Genomic DNA, 24,845 nt, shown 5'->3' on the forward strand with positions numbered 1-24,845 from the left:
CGGACTCAGCCCCCGTTGTACGCGGGGTCGATCGAGATCAGCAGCGCCGCGGTCCAGTGGCACAGGAACGCCACCGCGGTGAGAGCGTGGAAGATCTCGTGGAAGCCGAAGACCCCGGGAACGGGGTTGGGCCGCTTGATCCCGTAGACGACGGCTCCGACCGTGTAGCAGAGCCCGCCGACGATGACGAGGACCATCATCGTCGCGCTCGCTTCGAGCAGGGGTCCGAGGTACATCACGGCCGCCCAGCCCAGGAGGAGGTAGAGCGGCACGTAGAGCCAGCGCGGTGCCGAGATCCAGAAGACCCGGAAGCCGATCCCCAGCAGCGCGCCCGACCAGACGAGCACGAGGAGCAGCGTGCCCTGCTCGGGCGGCAGGGCGAGCACGGCGAGCGGCGTGTAGGTGCCCGCGATGAGCAGGAAGATGTTGGCGTGATCGATCCGCTTCAGGATCATCTTCGTCCTCGGCCGCCAGTCGAAGCGGTGGTACAGCGCCGAGTTCCCGAAGAGGAGCAGCGAGGAGGTCGCGAACACGACCGCCGCCCACTTGGCCGCCGCGCCGTCCGCCACCCCGACGAGGACGGCGCCCGCGACGATCGCGAGCGGGAACAGTCCCGCGTGGATCCAGCCGCGCCAGGTGGGCTTCGCGTCGAGGACCGCGCCGTTCTCGATCTCGTCGTCGACGAGCGGGACGTTCGGGAGATCCGGTCCTGAGGCGTCGTCCCGCGCCACCGCGTCGTCCCCGGCGGGCGAGGACCGGCGAGCCGGATCGGGGGCGGGGGGCGTCGGCCGGTGGCTCATACGGCTCAGGATACGGCTCGCTCCGGTGACCCCGCCGAGCGCCGCTCGGTACGCGGTGACCCTTCGGCGCCCCGGGCATCGACTACCGTAGCGATGTGCCGAAGCCGAGACTGCCTGTGGGGAGGGACCTCCTCTACGGCGTCTACAAGAAGCGCCTGCGGTCGAGCCTCGTTCCTGGGACGCTGCCGAACCACGTCGCGATGATCATCGACGGCAACCGTCGGTGGGCACGTCAGCGGGCGCTCGAGACCGCCGCGCACGGGCACCGCGCGGGGGCTGCGAAGGTGCACGAGTTCCTGCAGTGGTGCGACGAGCTCGGCATCCGGCACGTCACCCTCTACCTGCTCTCGCAGGACAACCTCGTCGGCCGTGAGAGCTCCGAGCTCACCGAGCTGATCGCGATCATCGCCGATCTCGCCGAGGAGGTCTCGCAGCAGCCCGACTGGCGGGTGCAGCACGTCGGCTCCGACGACGGTCTGCCGGAGTCGCTGATCACCGCGCTCGACACGGCCGAGGAGCGGACGGCGCGGCACACCGGCCTGCACGTGAACCTCGCGGTCGGCTACGGCGGTCGCCACGAGATCGCCCAGGCCGTGCGCAGTATCCTCGACGAGCACGGCAAGCGCGGGTCCTCCATCGAGGACGTCGCCGAGCTGCTCACCCCCGAGCTCATCGGCGAGCACCTCTACACCAGCGGTCAGCCCGATCCGGACCTCGTGATCCGGACCTCCGGGGAGCAGCGCCTCTCGGACTTCATGCTCTGGCAGAGCGCGCACAGCGAGTTCTACTTCATGGAGGCGCTCGGCCCCGACATCCGCGAGGTCGACTTCCTCCGCGCTCTGCGCGACTACGCGGGGCGGCACCGCCGCTTCGGCAGCTGATCACCGCTGCACCACTCATCGGAAGGGCCGGCATGAGCACGACGAGCACCCTGGGCATCGACGACTTCCTCGGCACCTTCTCGGAGCAGACGGGATACCTCGACTTCGCCCGCATCGGTCCGATCTCGGCCACCGCCGTCGCCGAGCAGGACGCCGCGACCCGGCTGCTGCAGACAGGGCGGGCGCTCGGCGAGCTGGCGGCACAGGACGCGCGCGTCCGCTCCGCCGTGTCGGGACTCGTCGGCCTCCCGGCCGAGCAGATCGTCTTCCAGCCGAACACCTCGACGGGCCTTCTGCACACGATGTTCGGCGCCACCGGGGGAGTGCTGCTGTCGGCGGGGGAGTTCCCGAGCCTGCCCTTCGCCGCGGTGCGCGCCCAGCAGGCGCTGGGAGCCGTGACGCCGGTGTGGCTGCCGGGCGGGCCGGGCCGGGTGACTCCCGACGCGGTGCGCGAGCACCTCACCCCGGAGGTGACGGCGGTCGCGGTCAGCCTCGTCGACTCCCGCACGGGTCATCTCGCCGATCTCGAGGGCCTGCGCGACGTCATCGGCGATCGCCTCCTGATCGTCGACGCCATCCAGGGGTTCGGCGTCGTCGACGCACCCTGGTCCGCGGCCGACGTCGTCGTGTCCGGCGGGCAGAAGTGGGTGCGGGCGGGCTGGGGCACGGGCTTCCTCGCGCTGAGCGAGCGCGCGCTCGAGCGGCTCTCGCCGGTGCTCTCCGGATGGACCGGAGCGGACGCCGTCGAGCCGTGGGACGAGGTGGCACCGCCCCGATCCGGCGCGGGCGCGTTCAGCGTGACCAACCCCGATCCGATCGCCCAGGCGCGTTTCGCCGGCGCGCTCGAGGACATCGCCGCAGTGGGAGTGACGGCCATCGCCGCGCGGATCGCCGAGCGGGTCAGCGCGATCGTCGACCTCGCCGACGAGTTCGGGCTCGCCCTCATCAGCTCTCGAGACGAGAGGGAGCGCGCGGGCATCGTCGTGGTCGAGCCGGCCGCCGAGGAGCTCGCACCCCTGAGCGCGTCCCTCGACGTCCACGGAGTGACGGCGCGGCTGCGCCCCGGAACCGTGCGCTTCAGCGCTCACGCCGGCACCACCGACGAGACGCTCGCGGCACTGCGGGCCGCTCTCGTCTCGGCGGGCACGGGCGCCGCGTTCTGAGCGGAGCCGCGCGTTCACACACTGGTTACACATTCGTAGCGGTGGGAAGCACACGGATGTCATTCGCGGGGTTATGTTCGAGACATCAGGTGAAGCGCCTGGTCGAGACGGCCACACAAGTACGGCTCGATATCGCGCAGACCAGTGAAGGGAACTGCGCGGTGCGGGAACGCACCGATGGCCGGCTCGCACAGTGAGCCGGGGGTGTCGAAGCCCCCGGGGTGTGGAGAGTCGTCGTGACAGTTCCCCAGGGTATGGACCAGCAGGCCGGAGCGCAGGGCGGCATCCACCGCCGAGCGCAGCACGGGTCCGCCGGCTCCTCCGATCAGCTCCTGCGCACGTACGTGCTCGACACGTCGGTGCTGCTGTCGGACCCGATGGCCATGTTCCGCTTCGCGGAGCACGCGGTCGTCCTGCCGATCGTCGTGATCGGCGAGCTCGAGGGCAAGCGCCACGATCCCGAGATCGGCTACTTCGCCCGCCAGGCGCTGCGGCACCTCGACGAGCTGCGCGTCAAGCACGAGCGCCTCGACTTCCCGATCGCCGTCGGCAACGGGGGCACGCTGCGGGTCGAGCTCAACCACTCGAACATGTCGGTCCTGCCCAGCGGGCTGCAGCTGGGCGACAACGACGCTCGGATCCTCGCCGTCGCGATGAACCTGGCGAACGAGGGCTCGACCGTCACCGTCGTCTCCAAGGACATGCCGATGCGCGTGAAGGCCGCGTCGATCGGTCTCGCCGCCGAGGAGTACCTCGCCGAGCTCGCGCCGGAGTCGGGCTGGACCGGGATGGACGACATCACGCTCGAGGGCGGTGCGATGAGCGAGTTCTACGACCGGGAGCGCCTCTTCACCGACGCGGTCGAGGGCATCCCCATCAACACGGGACTGGTGGTCCACTCGGACCGGGGCTCCGCTCTCGCTCGGGTGACCGGCAAGCGGCAGATCACGCTGGTGCGCGGGGACCGCGACGTCTTCGGGCTGCACGGCCGTTCGGCCGAGCAGCGGCTCGCGATCGACCTGCTCCTCGACCAGGAGGTGGGGATCGTCTCGCTCGGCGGCCGCGCCGGCACCGGCAAGTCGGCTCTCGCGCTCTGCGCCGGGCTGGAAGCGGTGCTCGAGAAGCGCCAGCACAAGAAGATCATGGTCTTCCGTCCGCTGTACGCGGTCGGCGGCCAGGACCTCGGCTTCCTGCCCGGCGACGCCGCCGAGAAGATGAACCCGTGGGCGCAGGCGGTCTTCGACACGCTCGGCGCGCTGGTCTCGCAGAACGTGCTCGACGAGGTGATCGAGCGCGGGATGCTCGAGGTGCTGCCGCTCACGCACATCCGCGGTCGTTCGCTGCACGACGCGTTCGTGATCGTGGACGAGGCCCAGTCGCTCGAGCGGAACGTGCTGCTGACAGTCCTCTCGCGGGTCGGGCAGAACTCGCGGGTCGTGTTGACCCACGACGTCGCCCAGCGCGACAACCTGCGGGTCGGCCGGCACGACGGAGTCGCGTCGGTGATCGAGACGCTGAAGGGGCACCCGCTGTTCGCGCACGTCACGCTCACGCGCTCCGAGCGCTCGGCGATCGCGGCACTGGTGACCGAGATGCTGGAGTCGAACGAGCTGGCGTAGGAGCCGATCTCTCAGCCGCGTCCGGCGCGCAGGATCCTCGGGTTCCTGCGCGCCGGACGCGGTTCTGCGAGCCGAGGACGACACGAGGAGGGGAGCGCCGGCCGACGGGCGTAGCGTGGCCCGGGTGAGCATCCTCGATGACGCGCTCCTCGAGCGCTTCCGCCTACGCGCCGCCGACTACGACGAGCGCAACGTCTTCTTCGCCGACGACCTCGAGGAGCTCCGCGCGATCGGCTACCTGGCGCTGCTCGTGCCCGAGGAGCTGGGCGGGCGCGGCCTCGGCCTCGAGCAGGCGGCGGCCGAGCAGACCCGGCTCGCGACCGCCGCTCCGGCGACGGCGCTCGCCGTGAACATGCACCTCGTCTGGACCGGGGTGGCGAAGGCTCTCCGCGATCGGGGCGATGCCTCCCTCGAGCACGTGCTCGCGGACGCCGCCGCGGGGCACGTCTTCGCCTTCGGCAACAGCGAGCCGGGCAACGACCTCGTCCTCTTCGACTCCCTCGTCCGCGCGGATCGGCAGCCCGACGGCGGATATCGCTTCACGGGCACCAAGATCTTCACCTCCCTCTCGCCGGCGTGGACGCGACTCGGGGTCTTCGGCAGGGACGACAGCGGAGCCGAGCCCCGGCTCGTGCACGGCTTCATCGACCGGGACGCTCCGTCGGACCCCGTCGCCGGTCTGAGCGTGCGCGACGACTGGGACACGCTCGGCATGCGGGCCACCCAGAGCCGCACCACGGTGCTGGACGGGGTGCGCATCCCGGCGTCTCGGATGGTGCGCTCGCTGCCCGTCGGGCCGAACGCGGATCCGCTGGTGTTCGCGATCTTCTCGGCGTTCGAGCTGCTGATCGCCTCGGTCTACCTCGGCATCGCGCAGCGCGCGCTCGCCCTGGCCGTCGAGGCGGCCCACCGCCGCACGTCGCTGAAAGCGGGCGGACGCGCCCTCGCGCACGACCCGGACATCCGCTGGCGCATCGCGGACGCGGCGATCCTGCTCGACGGCCTGGATGCTCCGCTGCGCTCGGCCGCGGCCGACGTCGACGCCCTCGTCGACCGCGGTGCCGCGTGGTTACCCTCCCTCGTCGGCGTGAAGATCCGCACGACGGAGGCAGCGCTGCGGATCGTGGAGAGCGCCGTGCGGGTCGCGGGCGGCTCGGCCTACTCGCGGAGCTCGGAGCTGTCGCGCCTGTACCGGGACGTGCTCGCCGGGCTGTTCCACCCGTCCGACGACGAGTCCGCCCACTCGACCTTCGCGAACGCCTGGCTCGGACCGGTGCCCGCGCCGGAGTGACCCGGCGCCTGTGGAGAGTGCCGACGGGATCGGTCCGCGGGCGGCTACGGTCTGCGGATGCTGTCGGCGACCCTTCCCCTGCGCGATCTCACCGCGACAGCCCTCGGAGCGAGTGCGCTGATCGCGGTCGCGGTGACCTCGCCTCTGCCCGTGGGGTCGCTCGCCGTCGCGGTGCTCATCGCGGCGATCTCGGTCCCGCTCGTCCTCGGGGATGTCCGAGAGCACCGCCTGCCGAACGCGCTGACCCTGCCGCTGCTCGCGGCGGGTGCCGCCTCGGTGGTCGGGGACATGCTGTCGGGGCGCGGGGATCGGTCGGCACTCGCCGCTCTGACGGCGTCCGTCGTGCTCGGGGCCCTGCACATGGGGGGCGGCCTGGGTATGGGCGATGTGAAGCTGGGGAGCGCACTCGCGCTACCTCTCTCCGCGCTCCCGCCGGAGGCGGTCATCGTAGGAGTGCTGCTCCCGTTCCTCCTGGCCGGCGCCTGGACCCTGCCGTTCCTGCTCCACGGCGACTCCTCCCGGATCCCCTTCGGCCCCTTCCAGCTCACCGCCTTCTGGCTCGTCCTCGCCCTCCACTGATTCCCCAGATCAGTGGACGACCAGCCGACGGTCCGCGAGGCGAACGTGCGGAACGCGTGCCAGCGTTTCGCGCTAGCCGAACGGAGGACGCTCTACGGAACGCGGCCACCTCGGAGGGCCGACTGCGGGTCGTCCTGCGCCACGGGCGCGGGACGACCAAGAGAACGCCGGCGCGTGCCAGCGTTTCGCGCTAGCCGAACGGAGGACGCTCTACGGAACGCGCCCACCTCGGAAAGCCGACCAAACAACTCAGCCGGGGTGGGTCATGCTCATCACGTTCAGCAGCGCATCCAGCTGCTCCTCGGTGACCTCGCCGCGCTCGACGAAGCCGAGGTCGACGACGGACTCGCGGACCGTGATGCCCTTGGCGACGGAGTTCTTCGCGACCTTGGCGGCGGCCTCGTAGCCGATCACCTTGTTCAGCGGAGTGACGATCGACGGCGACGACTCGGCCAGGGCACGAGCGCGCTCGAGGTTCGCCTCGAGCCCGTCGACGGTCTTGTCCGCGAGCAGGACGGACGACGTGGAGAGCAGGCGGATCGATTCCAGGAGCGCCGTGCCCATGACGGGGATGGCGACGTTGAGCTCGAAGGCGCCCGAGGCGCCCGCCCACGCGATGGTGGCGTCGTTGCCGATGACCCGGGCGCAGACCATGAGCACCGCCTCGGGGATCACGGGGTTCACCTTCCCGGGCATGATCGAGGAGCCGGGCTGGAGGTCGGGGATGTGCAGCTCGCCGAGACCGGTGTTGGGTCCGGAGCCCATCCAGCGCAGGTCGTTGTTGATCTTGGTGAGGCTGACGGCGAGCACACGCAGCGCGCCGGACGCCTCGACGAGCGAGTCGCGGGCGCCCTGGGCCTCGAAGTGGTTGCGGGCCTCGGTGACGGGCAGCCCGGTCTCCTCCGCGAGGCGCGCGATGACCTTCTGCGGGAATCCGGCAGGCGTGTTGATGCCGGTGCCGACGGCGGTGCCGCCGAGCGGGACCTCCGCGACGCGGGGGAGTGCCGACTGCACCCGCTCGATGCCGAGGCGGATCTGCGCGGCGTAGCCGCCGAACTCCTGGCCGAGGGTGACGGGCGTGGCGTCCATCAGGTGCGTGCGTCCGGACTTGACCGCTTCGCTCCAGAGCTCGGCCTTGGCCTCGAGCGCCTCGGCGAGGTGCTCGAGCGAGGGGATGAGGCTCTCGATGAGCGCACCGGTGACGGCGACGTGCACCGAGGTCGGGAAGACGTCGTTCGAGGACTGCGAGGCGTTCACGTGGTCGTTCGGGTGGACCTGGCGGCCCAGCGCCGTCGTCGCGAGGCTGCTCAGCACCTCGTTCATGTTCATGTTCGAGGACGTGCCCGAGCCGGTCTGGTAGACGTCGATCGGGAAGTGCTCGTCGTAGCCGCCGGCCACGATCAGGTCGGCCGCCTCGGCGATCGCCTGGGCGATGTCCGCGTCGAGCACGCCCAGCTCGGCGTTGGCGAGCGCCGCCGCCTTCTTGATCCGCGCGAGCGCCTTGATCTGGGCGGACTCGAGTCCGGCCCCCGAGATCGGGAAGTTCTCGACGGCGCGCTGGGTCTGCGCGGCGTAGAGGGCATCGCGCGGGACGCGCACCTCGCCCATCGTGTCGTGCTCGATGCGGAATTCGCCGGAGTCGGTCGGGAGGTGATCCACCACGCTGTGTTCGTCCTTGTCTGATCGTCGGTGCGGTTCGCCGGAGCCGGTCATTCGGCGCCGGGCACCGCCGCGTCGGAGGACGCGGCGGACTGGAGGGGGCTGAGCGTTCGCTCCTGCTCCGAGAGGTAGGGGCTCAACTGCGGCGGGTCGATGCCGAGCACGACGTCCGAGACGACGGTGCCGTCCGACAGCCGGTAGTTCGCTCCGACCACGGCCAGGGCGCCCGTGGCGACCGCATCGGCGATGAGGGGGGAGCGCTGCAGCATCTCGGCGACCGTGTCGCGCAGGTGCTCACGGCCGACCACGAGGGTGTCGGTGGCCGAGGGGTCGACGAGCACGCGACCGTCGGGCTGCGGCCCGACGACGCGGCGCACTGCGGGGATGATCGGCTCGATGAGGTGCTCGATGTGCGGGGGGAGGCGCTGGGCGCCCGGTGCCTGCGACTCGATCGCGGCCTTCACCGCTCCGCACTCGTCGTGCCCGAGGACGAGGATCAGCTTCACTCCGAGCACGGCGACCGCGTACTCGAGGGAGCCGAGGATCGAGTCGGCGATGACCTGGCCGGCGTTGCGGACGACGAAGAGGTCGCCGAGACCGAGGTCGAAGATGATCTCGGCTGCGAGGCGGGAGTCGCTGCAGCCGAAGAGAGCGGCCAGCGGGCGCTGCTCGGAGGCGAGCTCCGCACGGCGCTCGACGTCCTGGCGGGGGTGACGGGGCTCGCCGGCGACGAAGCGCTGATTGCCGCGCAGCATCTCCTTCCACACCCAGGCGGGCGGGCGCGACTCGCGCGGCACCGGGATGGTCTGCGGAGCGCCGCTCTCGAGGCTGTCGTCGTGGTTCGTCACTGTTCCTCCTGGCCGATCTGGGGCGAGACGGCGTCGACGACCTCGCGGATGCGCTCCACGGGTGCCGTGCCGTAGACGAGGTACGTGCTGGCGCCCTCGGTCGTCTCGAGCGCGTACGGGGTGTTGCCGGTGTCCTGGCCGGAGTCGCGGCGGTCGTAGACCGTCCACTCCCGGCCGTCGATCTGCTCGACCCCGGTCGCTCCGGCGCGGTCGAGCTGGCGGGCGACCCACGCCTCGTCGGCGTCGAAGCCCTGGCTGACGCCGATGTAGCCGGAGTCGGGAGCGGGGGTCAGCAGGCCGACGTACCAGTAGTCGATGCCGCCGTCGGTGCGGAGCTCGGCGGCGTTGGCCGACCAGCCCTCCGGCATGTCGGGCACGGCGAGCGTCTCGGTCTCGCCGAGCTGGAGCTGCGAGGCGACGAGCGGGACGTCGATGGCCGGACGCTCCGTGCCGTCGCCGCGCGGGACGATCAGGACGATCAGAGCGACGACTCCGACGGTGGCGAGAAGCGAGAAGACGAGGTTGTTCACCGTCTTGCGCTGGCGGTAGAGCCGGGAGTTCTCGGCCTTGCGGGCGGCGATCTCGGCGGGCGTCTCGGGACGGCCGAGCTCGGCGACGACGCGCGGCTCCTTGCGGCGGCTCATCCGGCACTCGATCCGGAGCGGGCGGCCTCGAGGCGGGCGCGTGCGCCGATCAGCCACTCCTCGCACCGCGCCGCGAGAGCCTCGCCGCGCTCCCAGAGCGCCAGGGAGCGCTCCAGGGTGGAACTGCCCTGCTCGAGCTCGGACACGACGCGCACGAGCTCGTCGCGGGCCTGCTCGTAGCTGAACTCGGAGACGTCGGAGTCGAGTCCCTCGGGAGCGGGGGAGTCGGTGCGGGCGTCGGCCATGGTGTTGATCCTATCGATCGGGGCATGCGGGGGAGGCGCGGTGCAGGAGGTCGGCGAGGGGTCAGCCGCGACCGGCGGGATCGTCCGCTGGGCCCTCCGAGCGGACTGCGACGGCTCCCTCGGCGAGGGTCAGGACGAGCGCCTGGCCCGCCTCGGCGTCGCCGGGCGACCGGACGACGTGGCCAGACGCGTTCTGCACGATCGCGTAGCCGCGGTCGAGCGTGTGCTGCGGCGACAGGGCGCGCAGGTGCCCGTGCAGGCGCTCGACCTCGAGGTGGGCGCGCTCGATCCGCCGCTCCACGAGCTCGGCCCCGCGGGCGACCCAGCGGGTGAGCTCCTCGGAGCGCTGGTCCACGAGGACCCGGGGATTCGCGAGGACGGGCCGGGAGCGCAGCTGCGAGAGCCGGTCGACCTCGTGCGAGACGAGACCGCTCACCCGGGTGGTCATCCGCAGTCGCGCCTGCTGCACCCGGAGGAGCTCGTCGGAGACGTCCGGGACCACGCGCTTGGCCGCGTCGGTCGGCGTGGAGGCGCGCAGGTCGGCGACGTCGTCCAGCAGCGGGCGGTCGGCCTCGTGGCCGATCGCGCTCACGACGGGGGTCGCGCAGGCGGCGACGGCCCGCACGAGCGACTCGTCGCTGAAGCCGAGGAGGTTCTGGAAATCGCCGCCGCCGCGGGCGATCACGATGACGTCGATCCCCTCGTCGGCGTCGAGCACGCGCAGAGCGGCGGTGACCTCGGCCACCGTGCGCTCGCCCTGCACCGCCGCGTGCACGACGCGGAAGCGGACGGCGGGCCAGCGCAGCTGGGCGTTCCGCAGCACGTCCTTCTCGGCGTCCGAGTCCTTGCCGGTGATGAGGCCCACGCCGTGGGGGAGGAAGGGGAGCCGCTTCTTGCGCCCCGGCTCGAACAGCCCCTCGGAGGCGAGCTGCCGGCGCAGGCGCTCGAGCTTCTCGAGCAGGTCGCCGAGGCCGACGTGGCGCATCTCGAACACCTGCATGGTGAGCGTGCCGCCCTTGAGCCAGTAGTTCGGCTTGACGAGCGCGATCACGCGCGCACCCTGCGCGAGATCGGCCGGGATGCGCGAGCGCACGGAGGACCAGATCGTGAAGCCGACAGTGGCATCGCCCGAGACGTCCTTCAGCTTGCCGTAGACGTTCCCGCCCGAGACGCCCCACTGGGTGATCTCGCCCTCGACCCACGCCGTGCCCAGGCGCTCGATCCAGCCCTTGAGCTTGCTCGCGAGCAGGCCGACCGGCCAGGGGTTCTCTGCGGTGGGAGGGGCGTCTGTCATCGGTGCCTTCGCTCGGGCGGGCGGTGGGGAGCGGGGGCGCTCCCGCGTCGACCACCGTACGGGATGCCTCCGACAGCGCATCGGCCCCTGCTCAGCTGCGAGCGCATAGAATCAGGGGGTGAGTCAAGTCTCGATCAGCCTGCCCATGCCGCGCATGCCCCGCGCCACCGGGCGCCTCCGCGACGTCCCCGTCGACGGCGCGAAGCGCGTGCTCCTCGCCGCTCCGCGCGGCTACTGCGCCGGAGTCGACCGCGCGGTCGTCGCCGTCGAGAAGGCCATCGAGCACTACGGCGCCCCGGTCTACGTGCGCAAGCAGATCGTGCACAACGTGCACGTCGTCTCGACGCTCGAGAGCCAGGGGGCGATCTTCGTCGACGAGGTCGACGAGGTCCCCGAGGGCTCCCACATCGTCTTCAGCGCGCACGGGGTGTCGCCCGCCGTCGTGCAGGGAGCGGCCGACCGCGGTCTGCAGGCGATCGACGCCACCTGCCCGCTCGTCACCAAGGTGCACCGCGAGGCCGTCCGCTTCGCCCGCGACGACTTCGAGATCCTCCTGATCGGCCACGAGGGCCACGAGGAGGTCGAGGGCACCGCCGGAGAGGCCCCCGATCACGTGACCCTGGTCGGCAGCCCCGACGAGGTCGACACCATCGTCGTGAAGGACCCGGACAAGGTCGTCTGGCTCTCGCAGACAACGCTCTCGGTCGACGAGACGATGGAGACGGTCCGCCGCCTCCGCGAGCGCTTCCCGAACCTGCAGGACCCGCCGAGCGACGACATCTGCTACGCCACGCAGAACCGCCAGGTCGCGATCAAGAAGGTCGCCGCCGACGCCGAGCTCGTGATCGTCGTCGGATCCGCCAACTCCTCCAACTCCGTGCGCCTCGTCGAGGTCGCCCTCGAGTACGGCGCCAAGGCCGCGTACCGCGTCGACTACGCGAGCGAGATCAAGCAGGAGTGGCTCGAGGGCATCCGCACCGTCGGCGTCACCAGCGGCGCCTCGGTGCCCGAGGTCCTCGTGCGCGAGGTCCTCGACGACCTCGCGGCCGCGGGCTACGGCGACGTCGAGGAGGTCAAGACGGCGGAGGAGGACCTCATGTTCTCGCTGCCCAAGGAGCTCCGGAAGGACGTCGCAGGCAAGCGCGACGCCCGTGCGATCGGTGGCCGCACCACGGCGCCGGTCCGCGGCTGACCGCTCCCTCACGTACGAGAGGCCGCCTTCCCCGAGGGGAGGGCGGCCTCTTCCGTGCGCGGGGCTCAGGCGTCGAGGCCGGCGGCGCCCTGGCTCGACATGCGCGAGACGTAGTCGGCGAACGTCGGGTCGCCCAGGATCGCGATGCCGGCGACGATCATCGAGAGGACCACCGTGGCCACGATCCCGAGGATCGGGACGAGTACAGCGCGCTTGCCCGCGCGGAGACGGCGGATCGAGATCCAGACGGCGAAGGCCACGATGAGCGACTGCGCGAGCGCGATCGCCACTCCGAGCGTGCGGGCCAGATCCGGGGACGCGTACGTGCCGATGCCCTGACTCGTGTAGAGGTCCTCGAGCGTCGTGGCGAAGCTCGAGGGATCGAGCAGCGTCGGCACGGCGAAGAAGACGCCGAGCGCCAGCAGGACGATCGTCAGCAGCCGGTCGACCGGGTGCGCGGCCGTGGGCTTGGACGGAGCCGTGGCGGGACGGGGCTCGGTCTCGGAGCCGCGGGGATCCGGGACCACCGTGTCGGCCGGAGGGTTCCACGACCAGCCGGGAGGCGCGTACTCGCCGTACTGCGGCTTCGGGCGCTCGGAGCCGCCCGACTGGTCGTGTGCGTTCGTCACGGAGCGGAGTCCTACTTCCCGGAGTTGCCGGCGGAGCCGAGCTGACGGGTCGCCTCGGCGACACGGGCGGCCATGGCGGTCTCGGCGATCTTGCCCCAGGCGCGCGGGTCGTAGATCTTCTTGTTGCCCACCTCGCCGTCGACCTTGAGGAAGCCGTCGTAGTTCTTCAGCACGGTGTCGGCGATCGAGCGGCTGAAGGCGTACTGGGTGTCGGTGTCGATGTTCATCTTCACGACGCCGTTGCGGACCGCCTCGGCGATCTCCTCGTCGGTCGAGCCCGACCCGCCGTGGAAGACGAGGTCGAGCGGCAGGGCCGCGGTGCCGTACTTCGCCTGCAGGCCGTCCTGGATCTCGCGGAGGAGCTCGGGGCGCAGACGCACGTTGCCGGGCTTGTAGACGCCGTGCACGTTGCCAAAGGTGAGAGCGGCCATGTAGCGGCCCTGCTCGCCGAAGCCGAGCGCCTCGACGGTCGCGATCGCGTCGTCGAGCGTGGTGTACAGGTGCTCGTTGATGTCGTGGGAGACGCCGTCCTCCTCGCCGCCGACGACGCCGATCTCGACCTCGAGGATCGCGTTGATGTTCTTCACGCGGGGGAGGATCTCCTTGGCGATGGCCAGGTTCTCGTCGAGGGGCACGGCCGATCCGTCCCACATGTGCGACTGGAACAGGGGCTCGCGACCGGCCTTGACCTCCTCCTCGGAGGCGGCGATCAGCGGGTAGACGAAGCCCTCGAGCGCGTTCTGCGGGCAGTGGTCGGTGTGCAGCGCCACCGTGACCGGGTAGTTCTTGGCGACCTCGGTGGCGAACTTCGCGAAGGCGATCGCTCCGGCCGCGCGGTTCTTCACGGTGTGGCCGGCGAAGTAGTCGGCGCCTCCCGTGGTGACCTGGATGATGCCGTCCGAGCCCGCCTCGGTGAGGCCCTGCAGGACCGAGTTGATCGTCTGCGACGACGACACGTTGAAGGCGGGGTAGGCGAAACCGCCGGCCTTCGCCTTGTCGAGCATCTCTGCGTACTGGTCCGGGGTAGCGACGGGCATGGCATCTCCTTTGACGGATGAACGGGAGGGGGTCGGGCGAGGCCCGCGTCGCGGTCGAGTCTAGCGAGGCCGGTGCGGGCCTTCCCCCGGGGCGCCGAGCGGTGCCTCCGCTAGGCTTCGAGCGGGATGGGGACCCGCTCTCGCGGGTCCTGCGACGACGCCGTCTGCACGAACATCGAACGCGAAGGACTCCGCGCTGTGACCGATACCGACAACGACTCGCTCTACCTCCACCCTGATCGCAACCTCGGCATGGAGCTCGTCCGGGCCACCGAGGCCGCGGCCATCCGCGCCGTGCCGTTCATCGGCAAGGGCGACAAGAACGCCGCCGACGGCGCCGCCGTCGACGCCATGCGCACCTTCCTCGGAACCGTCAACTTCGACGGGGTCGTCGTGATCGGCGAGGGCGAGAAGGACAACGCGCCCATGCTCTACAACGGCGAGCACGTGGGCAACGGCTCGGGACCGGCGGCCGACATCGCCGTCGACCCGATCGACGGCACGTCGCTCACCGCGGCCGGCCGCCAGAACGCGCTCTCGATGATCGCCGTCGCCGACCGCGGCGCCATGTTCGATCCGTCGGCCGTCTTCTACATGGAGAAGATCGTCACCGGGCCCGAGGGCGTCGGGATCATCGACATCGAGCGACCGATCGGCGAGAACATCCGGGCGCTGGCCCGCGCCAAGCGGAAGCCGGTCGACGAGATGCGCATCGCGGTCCTCGATCGCCCGCGCCACGCCAAGCTGATCGAGGACATCCGCGCCGCGGGCGCGGGGACGCGACTGCTGCTCGACGGCGACGTCGCGGGCGGCATCAATGCGGCCCGGCACGACTCGCGACTGGACATGTGCGTCGGCATCGGAGGGACGCCGGAGGGCATCATCACCGCCTGCGCCATCCGAGCTCTCGGCGGCGTGATCCAGGGCATCCTGCGGCCGAAGGACGACGACGAGCGCCAGCGCGCACTCGACGCCGGACACGACCTCGACCGCGTCCTGCACGCGAACGACCTCGTCCGCAGTGACAACACCTACTTCGTGGCGACGGGCGTGACCAACGGCGGGCTCGTGAAGGGCGTGCGCAAGGAGGGCCACGTCATCACGACGGAGTCGATCGTCCTGCGCTCGCGCTCGGGCACCATCCGCCGCGTCACCGCGCAGCACCTCGCGGAGAAGTGGATCTAGGACTCGGGGCAGTTCCCTCCGGAGGGGCTCGGCGCTGCGGCGCCGGGCCCCTCCGTCGTCCGCGGTGCGGACCTCAGGCGGTGCGCTCGTCCGAGAGGCTCTCCGACTCGACGAGCTCGACGGCCGTGAGGCGCCTGGGCGAGGAGCTCACGCCCTGGGCGGGAGCGATCACGCGCGTCTCGTCGAGGGAGTCGAACTGCCGGGCGGTGACGAGCACGCGCGACTCGAGGGAGCCGGCGAAGGCGTTGTAGGAGTCGACCGTCTTCTCGATCGAGCGGCGCAGTCCCTCCGCGTGATCGGCGAGCGTGCTCAGCCGCGAGTACAGCGTCTTGCCGAGATCGAGCAGGCGCTTCGCGTCGTCCGTCAGGACGTCCTGCTGCCACGTGTACGCGACGGTCTTGAGCACCGACCAGAGCGTGACGGGGGAGGCGAGGGCGACCCGCTTGCGGAACGCGTACTCGAGCAGGGTCGGATCGGCGTCGAGAGCGCTCGCGAGCAGGGGCTCGCTCGGCACGAAGGCGATGACGAACTCGGGACTGGCGGGCAGGCCCGACCAGTAGGACCGCGCGGCGAGGGCGTCGACGTGGCCCCGGAGCGCACGCACGTGCGCCCGGAGGAGGGCGGCACGGCGCGCCTCCTCGTCGGCGCCGGCTCCCGCCGGGATCGCGCTCGCCTCGAGGTAGGCGTCGAACGGCACCTTCGCATCGACGGCGATCGCCTTGCCCCCGGGGAGCCTCACCACCATGTCGGCCCGGCCGCGGCCCGCCTCGCCCTCGAGGCCGAACTGCACGTCGAAGTCGACCCGCTGCACGAGACCGGCCGCTTCGACGACGTTGCGCAGCTGCGTCTCGCCCCAGGCGCCCCGGCTGGAGTTCGAGCGCAGGGCCGACGCGAGGGTCTCGGTCGTGGAGCGCAGCCGCTCGCCCGCCGCCCGCTGGCCCTCGAGCTGCTCGGTGATCGCTCCGAACTGCTCGGCCCGCTCGCTCTCGAGCCGGCGGACCGCCTCCTGCATGCCGCGCAGGCTCTCGGCGACGGGGGAGAGGGTCTGCAGGATGCGGGCGTCGTGCCGCTCGCGCTCGGCGACCGCGCGCAGCTGCTCCTGGAGCTCGCGCACCTGGTCGCGGGCGCCGCCCAGCTGCTCGCGGTACTGCTCCACCACGGCCTCGTGGCGCTCCTCCAGGCCGTCGGCCCGGGCGCTCGCGGTGGCGAGCTCGAGGGCGATCGCCTGATCGGGCGTGCGGGAGCGGGCCCACAGGGCGACGGCGAGACCGGCCAGCAGGGCGCCGATGACGAGCCCGACGAGGAAGGAGGTGTCCATGCGGCGATGACACCACGGACGTCCGACATCCGAGCGGGACGTCAGCGGCGCGGCGCCCGGACGAGGGCCAAAGGGGGCCTCCCGGTGCCAATAGGCTTCGCAATCATGGGGAATCACCGCCGTCCATCGCGCCTGCTCACCGCCGTCCTCGCCGTCGCCGTCGGGCTCGGCACCGTTCTCGTCCCGGTCACCGCGGCCTCCGCGGCGGAGGACGTCCTGCCTCCCGCCTCGGTGCTCGTCGAGCCCGGCACGGTCGACGCCTCCGTGGCGGTCGCCGACGAGGATCCGGGCGACGTGAAGGTGCAGTACGCCGCCGAGAGCACGAAGAGCTTCCGCGCGGGCTTCATCTTCAGCGACGCGAACTTCTTCGACAGCGACGCGAAGACCGTCGCGCAGATCCAGGCGACGCTGGACGACAAGGGGCGCAACTGCTCCGGCACGCCCAACGGGGTCCCGTGCCTGAAGGCGTTCAGCCAGGCGACGCCGACGAAGGCCGCCGACCCGATGTGCAAGGAGTACCGCGGCAGCGCGCGCGAGTCGGCGGCGACGATCTTCGTCCGCGTCGGCGAGGCCTGCGGCATCAATCCGCTGGTCCTCGCGGTGCTCGTGCAGAAGGAGACGAGCCTCGTCTCGACCACGAGCCCCACGGAGCGCCTCTACAACCGCGCCACCGGCTTCAACTGCCCGGACGGGACCGGGTGCGACAACGGCTCCGCCGGATTCTTCACCCAGGTCTACGGAGCGGCGCGCCAGTTCAAGAAGTACGCGAACCCGCCCGGCTCGGACCAGAGGTTCACCGCCTACGCGGCGGGGACCTCTCCCCGCATCCAGTTCAACCCCGACACCTCGTGCGGCTCGACGGAGGTCGCCATCCGCAACCAGGCCACGGCGAACCTCTATTACTACACGCCCTACCAGCCCAACGACTACGCACTGACGAACACGGGCAACCAGGCCTGCGCCACCTACGGCAACATCAACTTCTGGTACATCTTCAGCGACTGGAACGGCTCCCTCGCGAACGCCGGAGTCGCGCCCGCCGGTCGCGTCGACACGCCCCGCATCTCGGGCGGCGTGCTCACCGCCGCCGGCTGGACCGTCGACCCCACGACCCAGCGCGCCGCCCTCGCGACGACCGTCACCATCACCGCGCCCGACGGGTCGAAGACGGTCCGCACGGCGACGGCGAACGGTGCTCGCAGCGACATCCCGGGCGAGTACCCCGCCGCCGGTCCGAACCACGGCTTCACCGTCAGCGCACCGGCGTCGGCCGCCGGCACGTACACGGTCTGCGTCAGCGCGGCCTCCGTGGAGTGGAACCGCTGGGTGGGCACGGGCGACGCCCGCGGCCCCGGCTCGAAGGATCTCGGCTGCTCGACGGCCAGCAGCCAGGGCTCGATCCAGGTCGACCGCCTCGCGGGCAAGGACCGCCAGGAGACGGCGGTCAAGGTCTCGCAGTCCACGTTCGCGGCCGGAGTCCCGGTCGTCTACATCGCGACCGGGGCCTCCGCGCCGGACGCGCTGAGCGCGGGACCCGCTGCCGCGAAGCAGGGTGGCCCCCTGCTCCTGGTCGACCGCGACTCCATGACGCAGCCGGTCCGCGACGAGCTGTCGCGCCTCAAGCCCGCGAAGATCGTCGTCGTCGGCTCGCCGCTGAGCGTGAGCGAGGCTCTCAAGAACGACCTCGCCCGCTACACCGGCTCGATCCAGCGCATCGGCGGCAGCGACCGCTACGACACCTCGCGGAAGATCATCGAGTACGCCTTCCCGCAGGGCTCGTCGAAGGCGTGGATGGCGACGGGCGAGAATTTCCCCGACGCTCTCAGTGCCGGAGCCGCGGCCGGCTCGGCGAAGGCGCCGGTGATCCTGGTCAACGGCGGCCTGCCCGCCGCGGACGCGACGACGAAGAGCCTCATCACGAGGCTCGGCGTGAAGACGCTCACGATCGCGGGCAGCGCCCTCTCGGTCAGCGAGGGGATCAAGAACTCCCTCCCGATCGCCTCGACGCGGATCGGCGGCAGCGACCGCTACGACACCTCCGAGAAGCTCAACCGGGCCGCTTTCGGCACCGCGCGCACGGTGTACTTCGCCACGGGGGAGAACTTCCCGGACGCCCTCGCGGGCGCCACCGCGGCCGGTTACACCTCGAGCCCGCTCTTCGCGGTCCGGAAGGACTGCGTGCCCCAGGCGGTGCTCGACGATCTCACGCGCTTCGGCACGAAGAAGGTCGTCCTGCTCGGCGGACCCGGCACGCTCTCCGACTCCGTGGCGCGCCTCACGTCCTGCGGCTGAGCGCGTCGAGGGTGCCCGCTAGCGTGGAGGGATGAGCTCGGCCGATCCCTCCCCGCGCGACGTGCGACGTCGGCGGGGAGGGGCGGCGATCCTCGCGGCCCTCGTCGCGGCGGTGCTGCTGACCGGGTCCAGCGATCTCGGGGCGAGCGCCGCTGGGCCCGTCCGGGCCGCGAGCGTGCGGATGTGGACGGACCTCTCGGGAGGAGTCGACGGATCGGGGTTCGATCCGGGCGAGATCGTCTCGGACGCCGTCTTCTTCGACGGCGATGCGCTGGCGCCGACCGCGATCCAGGCGTTCCTCGACGCCCGGGTCCTCGAGTGCGCGGGTGAGAGCGTGCCGTGTCTCCGCGACTACGCGGAGGACACGGGCGACCTCGCCGCGGACGAGCAGTGCGCTGACTACGCGGGCGGAGCGTCGCAGTCCGCCGCCGAGATCATCGGCGGTGTCGCCGCCGCCTGCGACGTGAGCCCGGCAGTGCTCCTGGTGCTCCTGCAGAAGGAGCAGTCGCTGGTCACGGACAGCGCCCCGAGTGAGCGGCAGTTCCGCAGCGCCACGGGCTACGGCTGCCCCGACACGGCCGATTGCGACAGCGACTACTTCGGCTTCTTCGGGCAGGTCTACGGAGCGGCGTGGCAGTTCCAGCGCTACGCGAACCCGGACAGTAGCTTCGACTGGTACCCCGTAGGGGAGACGAGCGAGGTGCAGTACTCGCCGGACGCCTCGTGCGGCACCGCCCCGGTGCTGATCGAGAACGCGGCGACGGCGGGTCTCTACTACTACACGCCCTACCAGCCGAACGAGGCGGCGCTCGCGAACCTGTACGGCGAGGGCGATGCGTGCTCGGCGTACGGCAACCGCAACTTCTGGCGCCTGTTCAGCAACTGGTTCGGCGACCCGCGTGCCGGGGCCTGACCCCGGTCAGGCGGCGACGGGCGCGGCCGGGCGCAGGCGCTTGAGCGCGACTCCGGCCAGCTCTCCGAGTTCGGCCATGCTTCCCGCGCCGTGGCGCCGGGCGGCGTGCACGACGATCGCGGCGCACGCCTCGGCATCGGCGGACGCGTCGTGGTGGCGAAACTCGTCGAAGCCGGCGGCCCGCGCGACGAACGGCAGGCGGTAGGACTCGAGCTCGTACGTTCTGCGAGCGAGCTGCAGCGAGCAGAGGTAGTCGTACTCGGCGTGCTCGAGCGCCGTCGCGGCGCAGGCGGCGCGGATGACGCCCATGTCGAAGCCGGCGTTGTGCGCGACGAAGACGTCGCCGTCGGCGAAGGCGGCGAGATCGGCGAACTGGTCGCTCCAGCCGAGTGCGTCGCGCACGTCCGCCTTGCGGATGCCGTGGATCCGGGTGTTCCACTCGAGGAAGTCGTCGTAGCCGAGCGGCGGGCGGATGAGCCAGCCCGCCCGGTCGACGACCCGGCCGTCGCGGACCTTCACGAGCCCGACCGAGCAGGCGGACGCTCCGTGCGAGTTGGCGGTCTCGAAGTCGATGGCGGTGAAGTCGATGGGCACCTCTTCACCCTCTCACGCACCTCCGACGCCGTCCGCGAGCGGCACGCGGGTCCCGCTCCGCCACGCCGTAGGATGGATGCCCGTGGCTCTCACTATCGCAATCGTCGGTCTCCCCAACGTCGGCAAGTCGACGCTCTTCAACGCGCTGACCAAGAACACGGTGCTCGCGGCGAACTACCCGTTCGCGACGATCGAGCCGAACGTCGGAGTCGTGAACCTGCCCGACCCGCGCCTCGAGGTGCTCGCCGGCATCTTCGGCTCGGAGCGCATCCTGCCCGCGCCCGTCTCGTTCGTCGACATCGCCGGCATCGTCCGCGGCGCGTCCGAGGGGGAGGGTCTCGGCAACAAGTTCCTCGCCAACATCCGCGAGGCCGACGCGATCGCGCAGGTCATCCGCGGCTTCGAGGACTCGGACGTCGTGCACGTCGACGGCAAGGTCGACGCCGCGAGCGACATGGAGACGATCAACACCGAGCTGATCCTCGCCGATCTGCAGACCCTCGAGAAGGCCGAGGCGCGGTACGAGAAGGAGCTCAAGGGCCGCAAGATCGAGCCGATCGTGCTCGAGACCGCGAAGAAGGCGCGCGAGTTCCTCGACTCCGGCAAGCCGCTCTCGGCGACCACGATCGACCTCGAGCCGATCCGCGAGCTCGGGCTCCTGACCGCCAAGCCCTTCATCTACGTCTTCAACGTCGACGAGGCCGTGCTCACCGACGACGCCCGTAAGGCCGAGCTCTCGGCACTCGTCGCTCCCGCTCAGGCGATCTTCCTCGACGCCAAGATCGAGTCCGAGCTGATCGACCTCGACGAGGCCGACGCGGCCGAGATGCTCGAGTCGACCGGTCAGACGGAGTCGGGCCTCAACCAGCTCGCGCGCATCGGCTTCGACACGCTGGGCCTGCAGACCTACCTCACGGCCGGCCCGAAGGAGACCCGCGCCTGGACGATCGGGAAGGGCTGGACCGCTCCGCAGGCGGCCGGCGTGATCCACACCGACTTCCAGAAGGGCTTCATCAAGGCCGAGATCATCTCGTTCGACGACCTGGTCGAGACCGGCTCGATCGCCGAAGCCCGCTCGAAGGGCAAGGCCCGCATCGAGGGCAAGGACTACGTGATGCAGGACGGCGACGTGGTGGAGTTCCGCTTCAACGTGTGACTTGTATCGGTATCCCGGGGATACCCGATCTTTCCTGCCAACACGTCCGCTGAGCCTGTCATCGTTCTCAACTTCCGTAGAGAAGTTTCTATTTCCACCCGTCGCGACTAGATGAGTCGCTGCAATACCGATATTTCGAGCGCTAGTCGGCTGCGCCAGTGCGCACTATGGTGCGGGCCAACTCCAGTGCAAACTTTTGGTACTCGGAACCATTCAAGTTTGCGTCTATGTTCGCTCGGGCGAGTGTAAGTCTGGTGTAGTGACTATCGAAATCGCGTTCAAATGTCGGAAGCGACACGACCAAAGTAAGGACGATCTCTCCGATCGCCTCAAGGGCATTGCGGAGATTCTTCAGATCCCAATAGTCGCCGAAGTCTATCCGAGTACTTCCTGCTTTGAAATTTCCGTCTGACATCGACTTCAATTGCCATACGCTCTGAGCGTGAGCGATCTTATTCCGATTTTCGATGACGGGCCGAAGTTCTGAATTCAAAATACTTGCGATTTGGTCGTATCGATGTTGAGCAACCGAATCAAGCAGTTTTCGGTCGAACTCTACGACAGCTGCTTTGTGGTAATGAATCCCAAAGGCGACCTTTACGGCGCGCAACCAGCGATCTATTTGCGTTTTTTCACCGAGGACCAATTGTCTTTGCGCTTCAGTGAATCCAGTCGGGTCGAAAAGGGTCTTTCGCAAGCGCGCTTCGGCTTCGATACCCAAGTAAAGGTACTGACATTCGGCCAGTGCATGGATCTCGGGTTGAGCATTGCGTCGGATAGCGGCTTTGTGCAGCCGGTCTAGCTGCCGCCAGGTCGCGCGGATGGCGCGGAGGTTTTCCGAGTGCCGAGAATAGTCCTCGGAGCGAGGGAAGCTCCCGCGTTTCGGTCGGCTCATCACGTGTTACCTCGAGAAATGGCGAATGTAGTCGATGACCCCCTCGCGTGACTACCGACGGCGCTAACTCCGTAAGTACTCACGCGAGGGAGTCGAACCCAGGGAGAGGAGCGATGTCCTCGTCCAGACCTAAGGCCTACACTCAGCCGGAGTGCCACGCGCGCTCTTGGAATCTACTTCATGCGCGGGAGCGTCGTCAACCACGCTCGAGTCCGTGCTTGCGAACTTGCGCTACCGATAGGGCCGTTCGTCGGTCTCAGGAGCGTTCGCCGGTCTCAGTAGATTGGTCGGTCCGCGATCAGTGGGCAATGCTTGTCGCGGCCAACTACGGTCCTGCTCGTCGTGGTTCAGGTCAATTTCGCCCGTCGTGCGGGCGAATGCTGCATCACGAGCAGGCTCGAACGGACGTCGGGCGTCAGTAGAGGCGAGACCCCTGCGAGGTTACCGACGTGGCGGGATGAACTGCGTCACTCACGTCGCCGCCGTCTGGGGCCAACGCGAAAGATATCTGTAGCCCCTACGCAGGTACTTAGAGATGCCAGCGTGAGTCGCCAGCGGGTGCCGGTTCCCGCGACTGTCGCGTACGGCCGGGACGTGACCTCGAACGTGAGACCTCGGTAGGACCGCTTGCGAGGGCGCAAAAATCGCCCCTGGGCTACTCGATCTTCCACCATAGAGCTGACTGCGTCCTCCCTACTTTGCTCTCGCTCGCCCACGCGACCAACCCCACGGCATGACGGGTCGCCGTCGTGAGGACCGGTTCGCAACGGGCCGCAATCAAGACTCGACCTATTTTCGAGCCTTCCGCCCTCGCAAGTTGTCTGGCACAGTTGATGCATCTCGCCTGCGAAAATCGAAGAGGAACAAGTGCCTGCCGAAATACCGTACATGCCGTCGGTTGTGAATGTTAATGCAATTCTTGACAAAATTCAGACTGCTGGGACTCCACCTAAATTCACGCACGATTTCCTGAAGTCGACTCTCGGGTTCGGGTCGTCAAACGATCGACCGTTCATCAAAGTTCTGCGGCAACTCGGGTTCCTGACGGCTGACGGATCGCCAACTCAGCGCTACAACGATTACCGGGGCACACAGCCTAGGAGAGTATTGGCGCAGGGACTGCGGGACGGGTGGCCGGAATTGTTCCTTGCAGACGAACGGGTGTACGAGAAATCTAAAGGGCAGATTCAAGCTATCGCCAAGAACCTCACAGGAGCGGGCGACTCGGTAGCGGCGAAAATGGCGTCGACATTTCACGCTCTCGCGGCAAAAGCAGACTGGGCCCCGTCTCTCCAGGATCCCGTAGCTGTTGAAGTTGAGGACTCTGCGGTGCCGGAGAATGCGGGCGATCAGAGTGGTAGCGGAGGAAATCGAAACGGCGGTGGCGAATTCATCGGTCAAGGTCGTAGCATCGGGAACGGGGTTGGTGTCGAGTCATTTCAATTGCACCATGACATCCACATACATCTTCCTCCAACCAATGATGTCAGCGTTTATCGCGCAATCTTTCAAGCGATTAGGGCGGAATTGATGTGACCGAGTCGTCATTGAGAGAATGGCTTTTTGCGGGACTCACCGTTGAGTCCGCTCTGAACGATCTCGAGTCTGACGGCATCGCAGTTCGCGCCGCCACCGATCCGCTGGCACTTCAGCGGGTGATGCCTTTGGAGGACTACTCTGCCGAGCTTCGCGCTTCGGCAATGAAGGCGCTCCCGGCGTACCTCGCTTTTTTTGTTTTTGAGAACTCGGTTCGCGAGGTCGTTAGCGAGAGGCTGTCCGAGCGGCGCGGGTCCGAATGGTGGGATCGTTCCGCCACCAGCGGACTGAAAGCGAAGGTCGAGAAGCGGCAGGAGGCGGAAGGCAAGGACCGGTGGCACATGCGTCGTGGTGCGACTGAAATCTATTACACTGACTTTGGTGACCTCGCCTCGCTCATCCGAAACAATTGGGAGGAGTTTGAGGACCTTTTCCCCGATATCAATTGGGTCGTAAGTCGATTCGACGAGTTGGAGAAGAGCCGGAATATAGTAGCGCACAACAACCTGTTGGAAATGCACGAAGTCGGCCGGATTACCCTTTACCTGCGCGACTGGATTCGCCAGGTCGGCTAATCAGTACCGTGTGGCAGGACTAGGACGTTGAGCGACTCTGCCGTAAGGCGTGCATCAGATTTTACGGCAAGTAAGACTGTCAACGCTGCGCCCAACGTGGGCCCCTGATGTCGAAGTTTTGCTTTGAATATGCTGCAAGAGCGTTTCCTAGTCACCCGCTCCGTGAATGTACCAATTTTCGTGCTTTCGAAAAGACGGAGGACAATTTTGATTATTTTAATCGAGGGCCGATGGGAACTCCTGGGGCCATTCTGAAAGAGTCCGGCCGACTCGCCATTCGTGACTAGCGGGCTCATTGCTTGGTGTTGCGGGCGAAGCCGTGAGGCAGTTCGCGTTTGCTTGGCAAGGTGCCGTCCTTCCGTCGCCGTTAAAGGATGGCGATAAAGATTCGACTGATCGAAGAAGCGCGCACTCTGGCGACCGTTACCGACTCGCGCAGGGTCAGCAAATAAGAGGCGACGGTGCGACCGACTCCTGAGGCTACCGACGGCGGTATGCGG

General features: G+C 69.1%; 23 protein-coding genes. 12 read left to right on the forward strand and 11 right to left on the reverse strand.

The window, feature by feature from the left end; all coding sequences use genetic code 11:
* Window positions 1–5: 5 nt before the first annotated feature.
* Window positions 6–800, reverse strand: a complete 795-nt coding sequence (gene trhA, locus AC0CID_RS01135; RefSeq protein WP_465225496.1) for a PAQR family membrane homeostasis protein TrhA — start codon at window positions 798–800, stop codon at window positions 6–8.
* A 116-nt stretch (window positions 801–916) separates the two neighbouring features.
* On the opposite strand from trhA, the gene AC0CID_RS01140 reads away from it, so the two are divergent.
* The 5 genes from AC0CID_RS01140 to AC0CID_RS01160 all read left to right on the forward strand — a co-directional run bounded on the left by AC0CID_RS01140 (window position 917) and on the right by AC0CID_RS01160 (window position 6,333).
* On the forward strand, window positions 917–1,681 hold the full coding sequence (locus tag AC0CID_RS01140; RefSeq protein ID WP_307786127.1) for an isoprenyl transferase: 765 nt from the start codon (window positions 917–919) through the stop codon (window positions 1,679–1,681).
* Window positions 1,682–1,713: 32 nt separating this feature from the next.
* On the forward strand, window positions 1,714–2,844 hold the full coding sequence (locus AC0CID_RS01145; protein WP_465225497.1) for an aminotransferase class V-fold PLP-dependent enzyme: 1,131 nt from the start codon (window positions 1,714–1,716) through the stop codon (window positions 2,842–2,844).
* 254 nt (window positions 2,845–3,098) lie between these two features.
* Window positions 3,099–4,463 (forward strand): PhoH family protein, encoded by a 1,365-nt coding sequence (locus AC0CID_RS01150; protein WP_465228022.1) that lies wholly within the window; start codon window positions 3,099–3,101, stop codon window positions 4,461–4,463.
* 115 nt (window positions 4,464–4,578) lie between these two features.
* Window positions 4,579–5,754, forward strand: a complete 1,176-nt coding sequence (locus AC0CID_RS01155; RefSeq protein ID WP_465225498.1) for an acyl-CoA dehydrogenase family protein — start codon at window positions 4,579–4,581, stop codon at window positions 5,752–5,754.
* A 57-nt stretch (window positions 5,755–5,811) separates the two neighbouring features.
* Window positions 5,812–6,333 (forward strand): prepilin peptidase, encoded by a 522-nt coding sequence (locus AC0CID_RS01160; RefSeq protein WP_465225499.1) that lies wholly within the window; start codon window positions 5,812–5,814, stop codon window positions 6,331–6,333.
* A 249-nt stretch (window positions 6,334–6,582) separates the two neighbouring features.
* On the opposite strand, the gene AC0CID_RS01165 is transcribed toward AC0CID_RS01160, so the two are convergent.
* The 5 genes from AC0CID_RS01165 to xseA all read right to left on the reverse strand — a co-directional run bounded on the left by AC0CID_RS01165 (window position 6,583) and on the right by xseA (window position 11,023).
* Window positions 6,583–7,995 carry a class II fumarate hydratase gene (locus tag AC0CID_RS01165; RefSeq protein ID WP_465225500.1) on the reverse strand — a complete coding sequence of 471 codons (1,413 nt, stop codon included), beginning with the start codon at window positions 7,993–7,995 and terminating at the stop codon, window positions 6,583–6,585.
* Window positions 7,996–8,042: 47 nt separating this feature from the next.
* The gene (locus tag AC0CID_RS01170) at window positions 8,043–8,747 is read right to left on the reverse strand and encodes a carbonic anhydrase (protein ID WP_207404911.1); all 705 of its coding nucleotides are present in this window, start codon (window positions 8,745–8,747) and stop codon (window positions 8,043–8,045) included.
* Window positions 8,748–8,836: 89 nt separating this feature from the next.
* Window positions 8,837–9,484, reverse strand: a complete 648-nt coding sequence (locus AC0CID_RS01175; RefSeq protein WP_465225501.1) for a DUF4245 domain-containing protein — start codon at window positions 9,482–9,484, stop codon at window positions 8,837–8,839.
* Complete coding sequence (locus AC0CID_RS01180) at window positions 9,481–9,729, reverse strand: exodeoxyribonuclease VII small subunit (protein WP_207404841.1); 249 nt, start codon at window positions 9,727–9,729, stop codon at window positions 9,481–9,483. Before AC0CID_RS01180 ends, AC0CID_RS01175 begins: the two co-directional genes overlap by 4 nt.
* 61 nt (window positions 9,730–9,790) lie before the next feature.
* Window positions 9,791–11,023 (reverse strand): exodeoxyribonuclease VII large subunit, encoded by a 1,233-nt coding sequence (xseA, locus tag AC0CID_RS01185; protein ID WP_465225502.1) that lies wholly within the window; start codon window positions 11,021–11,023, stop codon window positions 9,791–9,793.
* Window positions 11,024–11,168: 145 nt separating this feature from the next.
* On the opposite strand from xseA, the gene AC0CID_RS01190 reads away from it, so the two are divergent.
* Entirely contained in the window at window positions 11,169–12,215 is a 1,047-nt protein-coding gene (locus AC0CID_RS01190) for a 4-hydroxy-3-methylbut-2-enyl diphosphate reductase (RefSeq protein WP_207404909.1), read from the forward strand.
* 65 nt (window positions 12,216–12,280) lie between these two features.
* Here AC0CID_RS01190 and AC0CID_RS01195 read toward each other — a convergent pair whose 3' ends face one another.
* Both AC0CID_RS01195 and fbaA read right to left on the reverse strand, forming a co-directional pair.
* Window positions 12,281–12,844: a DUF6264 family protein gene (locus tag AC0CID_RS01195; RefSeq protein WP_465225503.1), complete on the reverse strand. Its 564-nt coding sequence runs from the start codon at window positions 12,842–12,844 to the stop codon at window positions 12,281–12,283.
* A gap of 11 nt (window positions 12,845–12,855) precedes the next feature.
* Window positions 12,856–13,881, reverse strand: a complete 1,026-nt coding sequence (gene fbaA, locus AC0CID_RS01200; protein WP_207404834.1) for a class II fructose-bisphosphate aldolase — start codon at window positions 13,879–13,881, stop codon at window positions 12,856–12,858.
* A 252-nt stretch (window positions 13,882–14,133) separates the two neighbouring features.
* Here fbaA and glpX point away from each other — a divergent pair, with 252 nt between their 5' ends.
* On the forward strand, window positions 14,134–15,066 hold the full coding sequence (gene glpX / locus AC0CID_RS01205) for a class II fructose-bisphosphatase (RefSeq protein WP_242683115.1): 933 nt from the start codon (window positions 14,134–14,136) through the stop codon (window positions 15,064–15,066).
* A gap of 73 nt (window positions 15,067–15,139) precedes the next feature.
* Here the strand turns inward: glpX and AC0CID_RS01210 are convergent, their stop codons facing one another.
* Window positions 15,140–16,384 carry a DNA recombination protein RmuC gene (locus AC0CID_RS01210; RefSeq protein WP_465225504.1) on the reverse strand — a complete coding sequence of 415 codons (1,245 nt, stop codon included), beginning with the start codon at window positions 16,382–16,384 and terminating at the stop codon, window positions 15,140–15,142.
* 105 nt (window positions 16,385–16,489) lie between these two features.
* Here AC0CID_RS01210 and AC0CID_RS01215 point away from each other — a divergent pair, with 105 nt between their 5' ends.
* Window positions 16,490–18,676: a cell wall-binding repeat-containing protein gene (locus AC0CID_RS01215; RefSeq protein WP_465225505.1), complete on the forward strand. Its 2,187-nt coding sequence runs from the start codon at window positions 16,490–16,492 to the stop codon at window positions 18,674–18,676.
* A gap of 31 nt (window positions 18,677–18,707) precedes the next feature.
* On the forward strand, window positions 18,708–19,589 hold the full coding sequence (locus AC0CID_RS01220; RefSeq protein WP_465225506.1) for a hypothetical protein: 882 nt from the start codon (window positions 18,708–18,710) through the stop codon (window positions 19,587–19,589).
* A gap of 6 nt (window positions 19,590–19,595) precedes the next feature.
* Here the strand turns inward: AC0CID_RS01220 and AC0CID_RS01225 are convergent, their stop codons facing one another.
* A complete protein-coding gene (locus AC0CID_RS01225; RefSeq protein WP_465225507.1) occupies window positions 19,596–20,183 on the reverse strand; it encodes an exonuclease domain-containing protein in 588 nt (195 codons plus the stop codon).
* Window positions 20,184–20,265: 82 nt separating this feature from the next.
* Here AC0CID_RS01225 and ychF point away from each other — a divergent pair, with 82 nt between their 5' ends.
* Window positions 20,266–21,339: a redox-regulated ATPase YchF gene (ychF, locus tag AC0CID_RS01230; RefSeq protein WP_077221952.1), complete on the forward strand. Its 1,074-nt coding sequence runs from the start codon at window positions 20,266–20,268 to the stop codon at window positions 21,337–21,339.
* 142 nt (window positions 21,340–21,481) lie between these two features.
* On the opposite strand, the gene AC0CID_RS01235 is transcribed toward ychF, so the two are convergent.
* A complete protein-coding gene (locus AC0CID_RS01235) occupies window positions 21,482–22,234 on the reverse strand; it encodes a hypothetical protein (protein ID WP_465225508.1) in 753 nt (250 codons plus the stop codon).
* An 888-nt stretch (window positions 22,235–23,122) separates the two neighbouring features.
* Between AC0CID_RS01235 and AC0CID_RS01240 the strand changes: the two genes are divergently transcribed.
* Together AC0CID_RS01240 and AC0CID_RS01245 are read left to right on the forward strand one after the other, a co-directional pair.
* Window positions 23,123–23,770: a DUF5343 domain-containing protein gene (locus AC0CID_RS01240; protein WP_465228023.1), complete on the forward strand. Its 648-nt coding sequence runs from the start codon at window positions 23,123–23,125 to the stop codon at window positions 23,768–23,770.
* Window positions 23,767–24,345 carry a Swt1 family HEPN domain-containing protein gene (locus tag AC0CID_RS01245; RefSeq protein WP_465225509.1) on the forward strand — a complete coding sequence of 193 codons (579 nt, stop codon included), beginning with the start codon at window positions 23,767–23,769 and terminating at the stop codon, window positions 24,343–24,345. Before AC0CID_RS01240 ends, AC0CID_RS01245 begins: the two co-directional genes overlap by 4 nt.
* The last annotated feature ends 500 nt before the right edge of the window (window positions 24,346–24,845 follow it).

Source organism: Rathayibacter sp. AC451 (assembly GCF_979253095.1).

Coding starts and splice junctions, on each gene's coding strand:
- fbaA (WP_207404834.1), bottom strand. CDS start 13,881: ATGCCCGTCGCTACCCCGGACCAGTACGCAGAGATGCTCGACAAGGCG.
- AC0CID_RS01240 (WP_465228023.1), top strand. CDS start 23,123: ATGCCGTCGGTTGTGAATGTTAATGCAATTCTTGACAAAATTCAGACT.
- AC0CID_RS01160 (WP_465225499.1), top strand. CDS start 5,812: ATGCTGTCGGCGACCCTTCCCCTGCGCGATCTCACCGCGACAGCCCTC.
- AC0CID_RS01175 (WP_465225501.1), bottom strand. CDS start 9,484: ATGAGCCGCCGCAAGGAGCCGCGCGTCGTCGCCGAGCTCGGCCGTCCC.
- glpX (WP_242683115.1), top strand. CDS start 14,134: ATGGAGCTCGTCCGGGCCACCGAGGCCGCGGCCATCCGCGCCGTGCCG.
- AC0CID_RS01145 (WP_465225497.1), top strand. CDS start 1,714: ATGAGCACGACGAGCACCCTGGGCATCGACGACTTCCTCGGCACCTTC.
- AC0CID_RS01170 (WP_207404911.1), bottom strand. CDS start 8,747: ATGCTGCGCGGCAATCAGCGCTTCGTCGCCGGCGAGCCCCGTCACCCC.
- xseA (WP_465225502.1), bottom strand. CDS start 11,023: ATGACAGACGCCCCTCCCACCGCAGAGAACCCCTGGCCGGTCGGCCTG.
- AC0CID_RS01220 (WP_465225506.1), top strand. CDS start 18,708: ATGAGCTCGGCCGATCCCTCCCCGCGCGACGTGCGACGTCGGCGGGGA.
- trhA (WP_465225496.1), bottom strand. CDS start 800: ATGAGCCACCGGCCGACGCCCCCCGCCCCCGATCCGGCTCGCCGGTCC.
- AC0CID_RS01150 (WP_465228022.1), top strand. CDS start 3,099: ATGGACCAGCAGGCCGGAGCGCAGGGCGGCATCCACCGCCGAGCGCAG.
- AC0CID_RS01235 (WP_465225508.1), bottom strand. CDS start 22,234: ATGAGCCGACCGAAACGCGGGAGCTTCCCTCGCTCCGAGGACTATTCT.
- AC0CID_RS01180 (WP_207404841.1), bottom strand. CDS start 9,729: ATGGCCGACGCCCGCACCGACTCCCCCGCTCCCGAGGGACTCGACTCC.
- AC0CID_RS01190 (WP_207404909.1), top strand. CDS start 11,169: ATGCCGCGCATGCCCCGCGCCACCGGGCGCCTCCGCGACGTCCCCGTC.
- AC0CID_RS01210 (WP_465225504.1), bottom strand. CDS start 16,384: ATGGACACCTCCTTCCTCGTCGGGCTCGTCATCGGCGCCCTGCTGGCC.
- AC0CID_RS01215 (WP_465225505.1), top strand. CDS start 16,490: ATGGGGAATCACCGCCGTCCATCGCGCCTGCTCACCGCCGTCCTCGCC.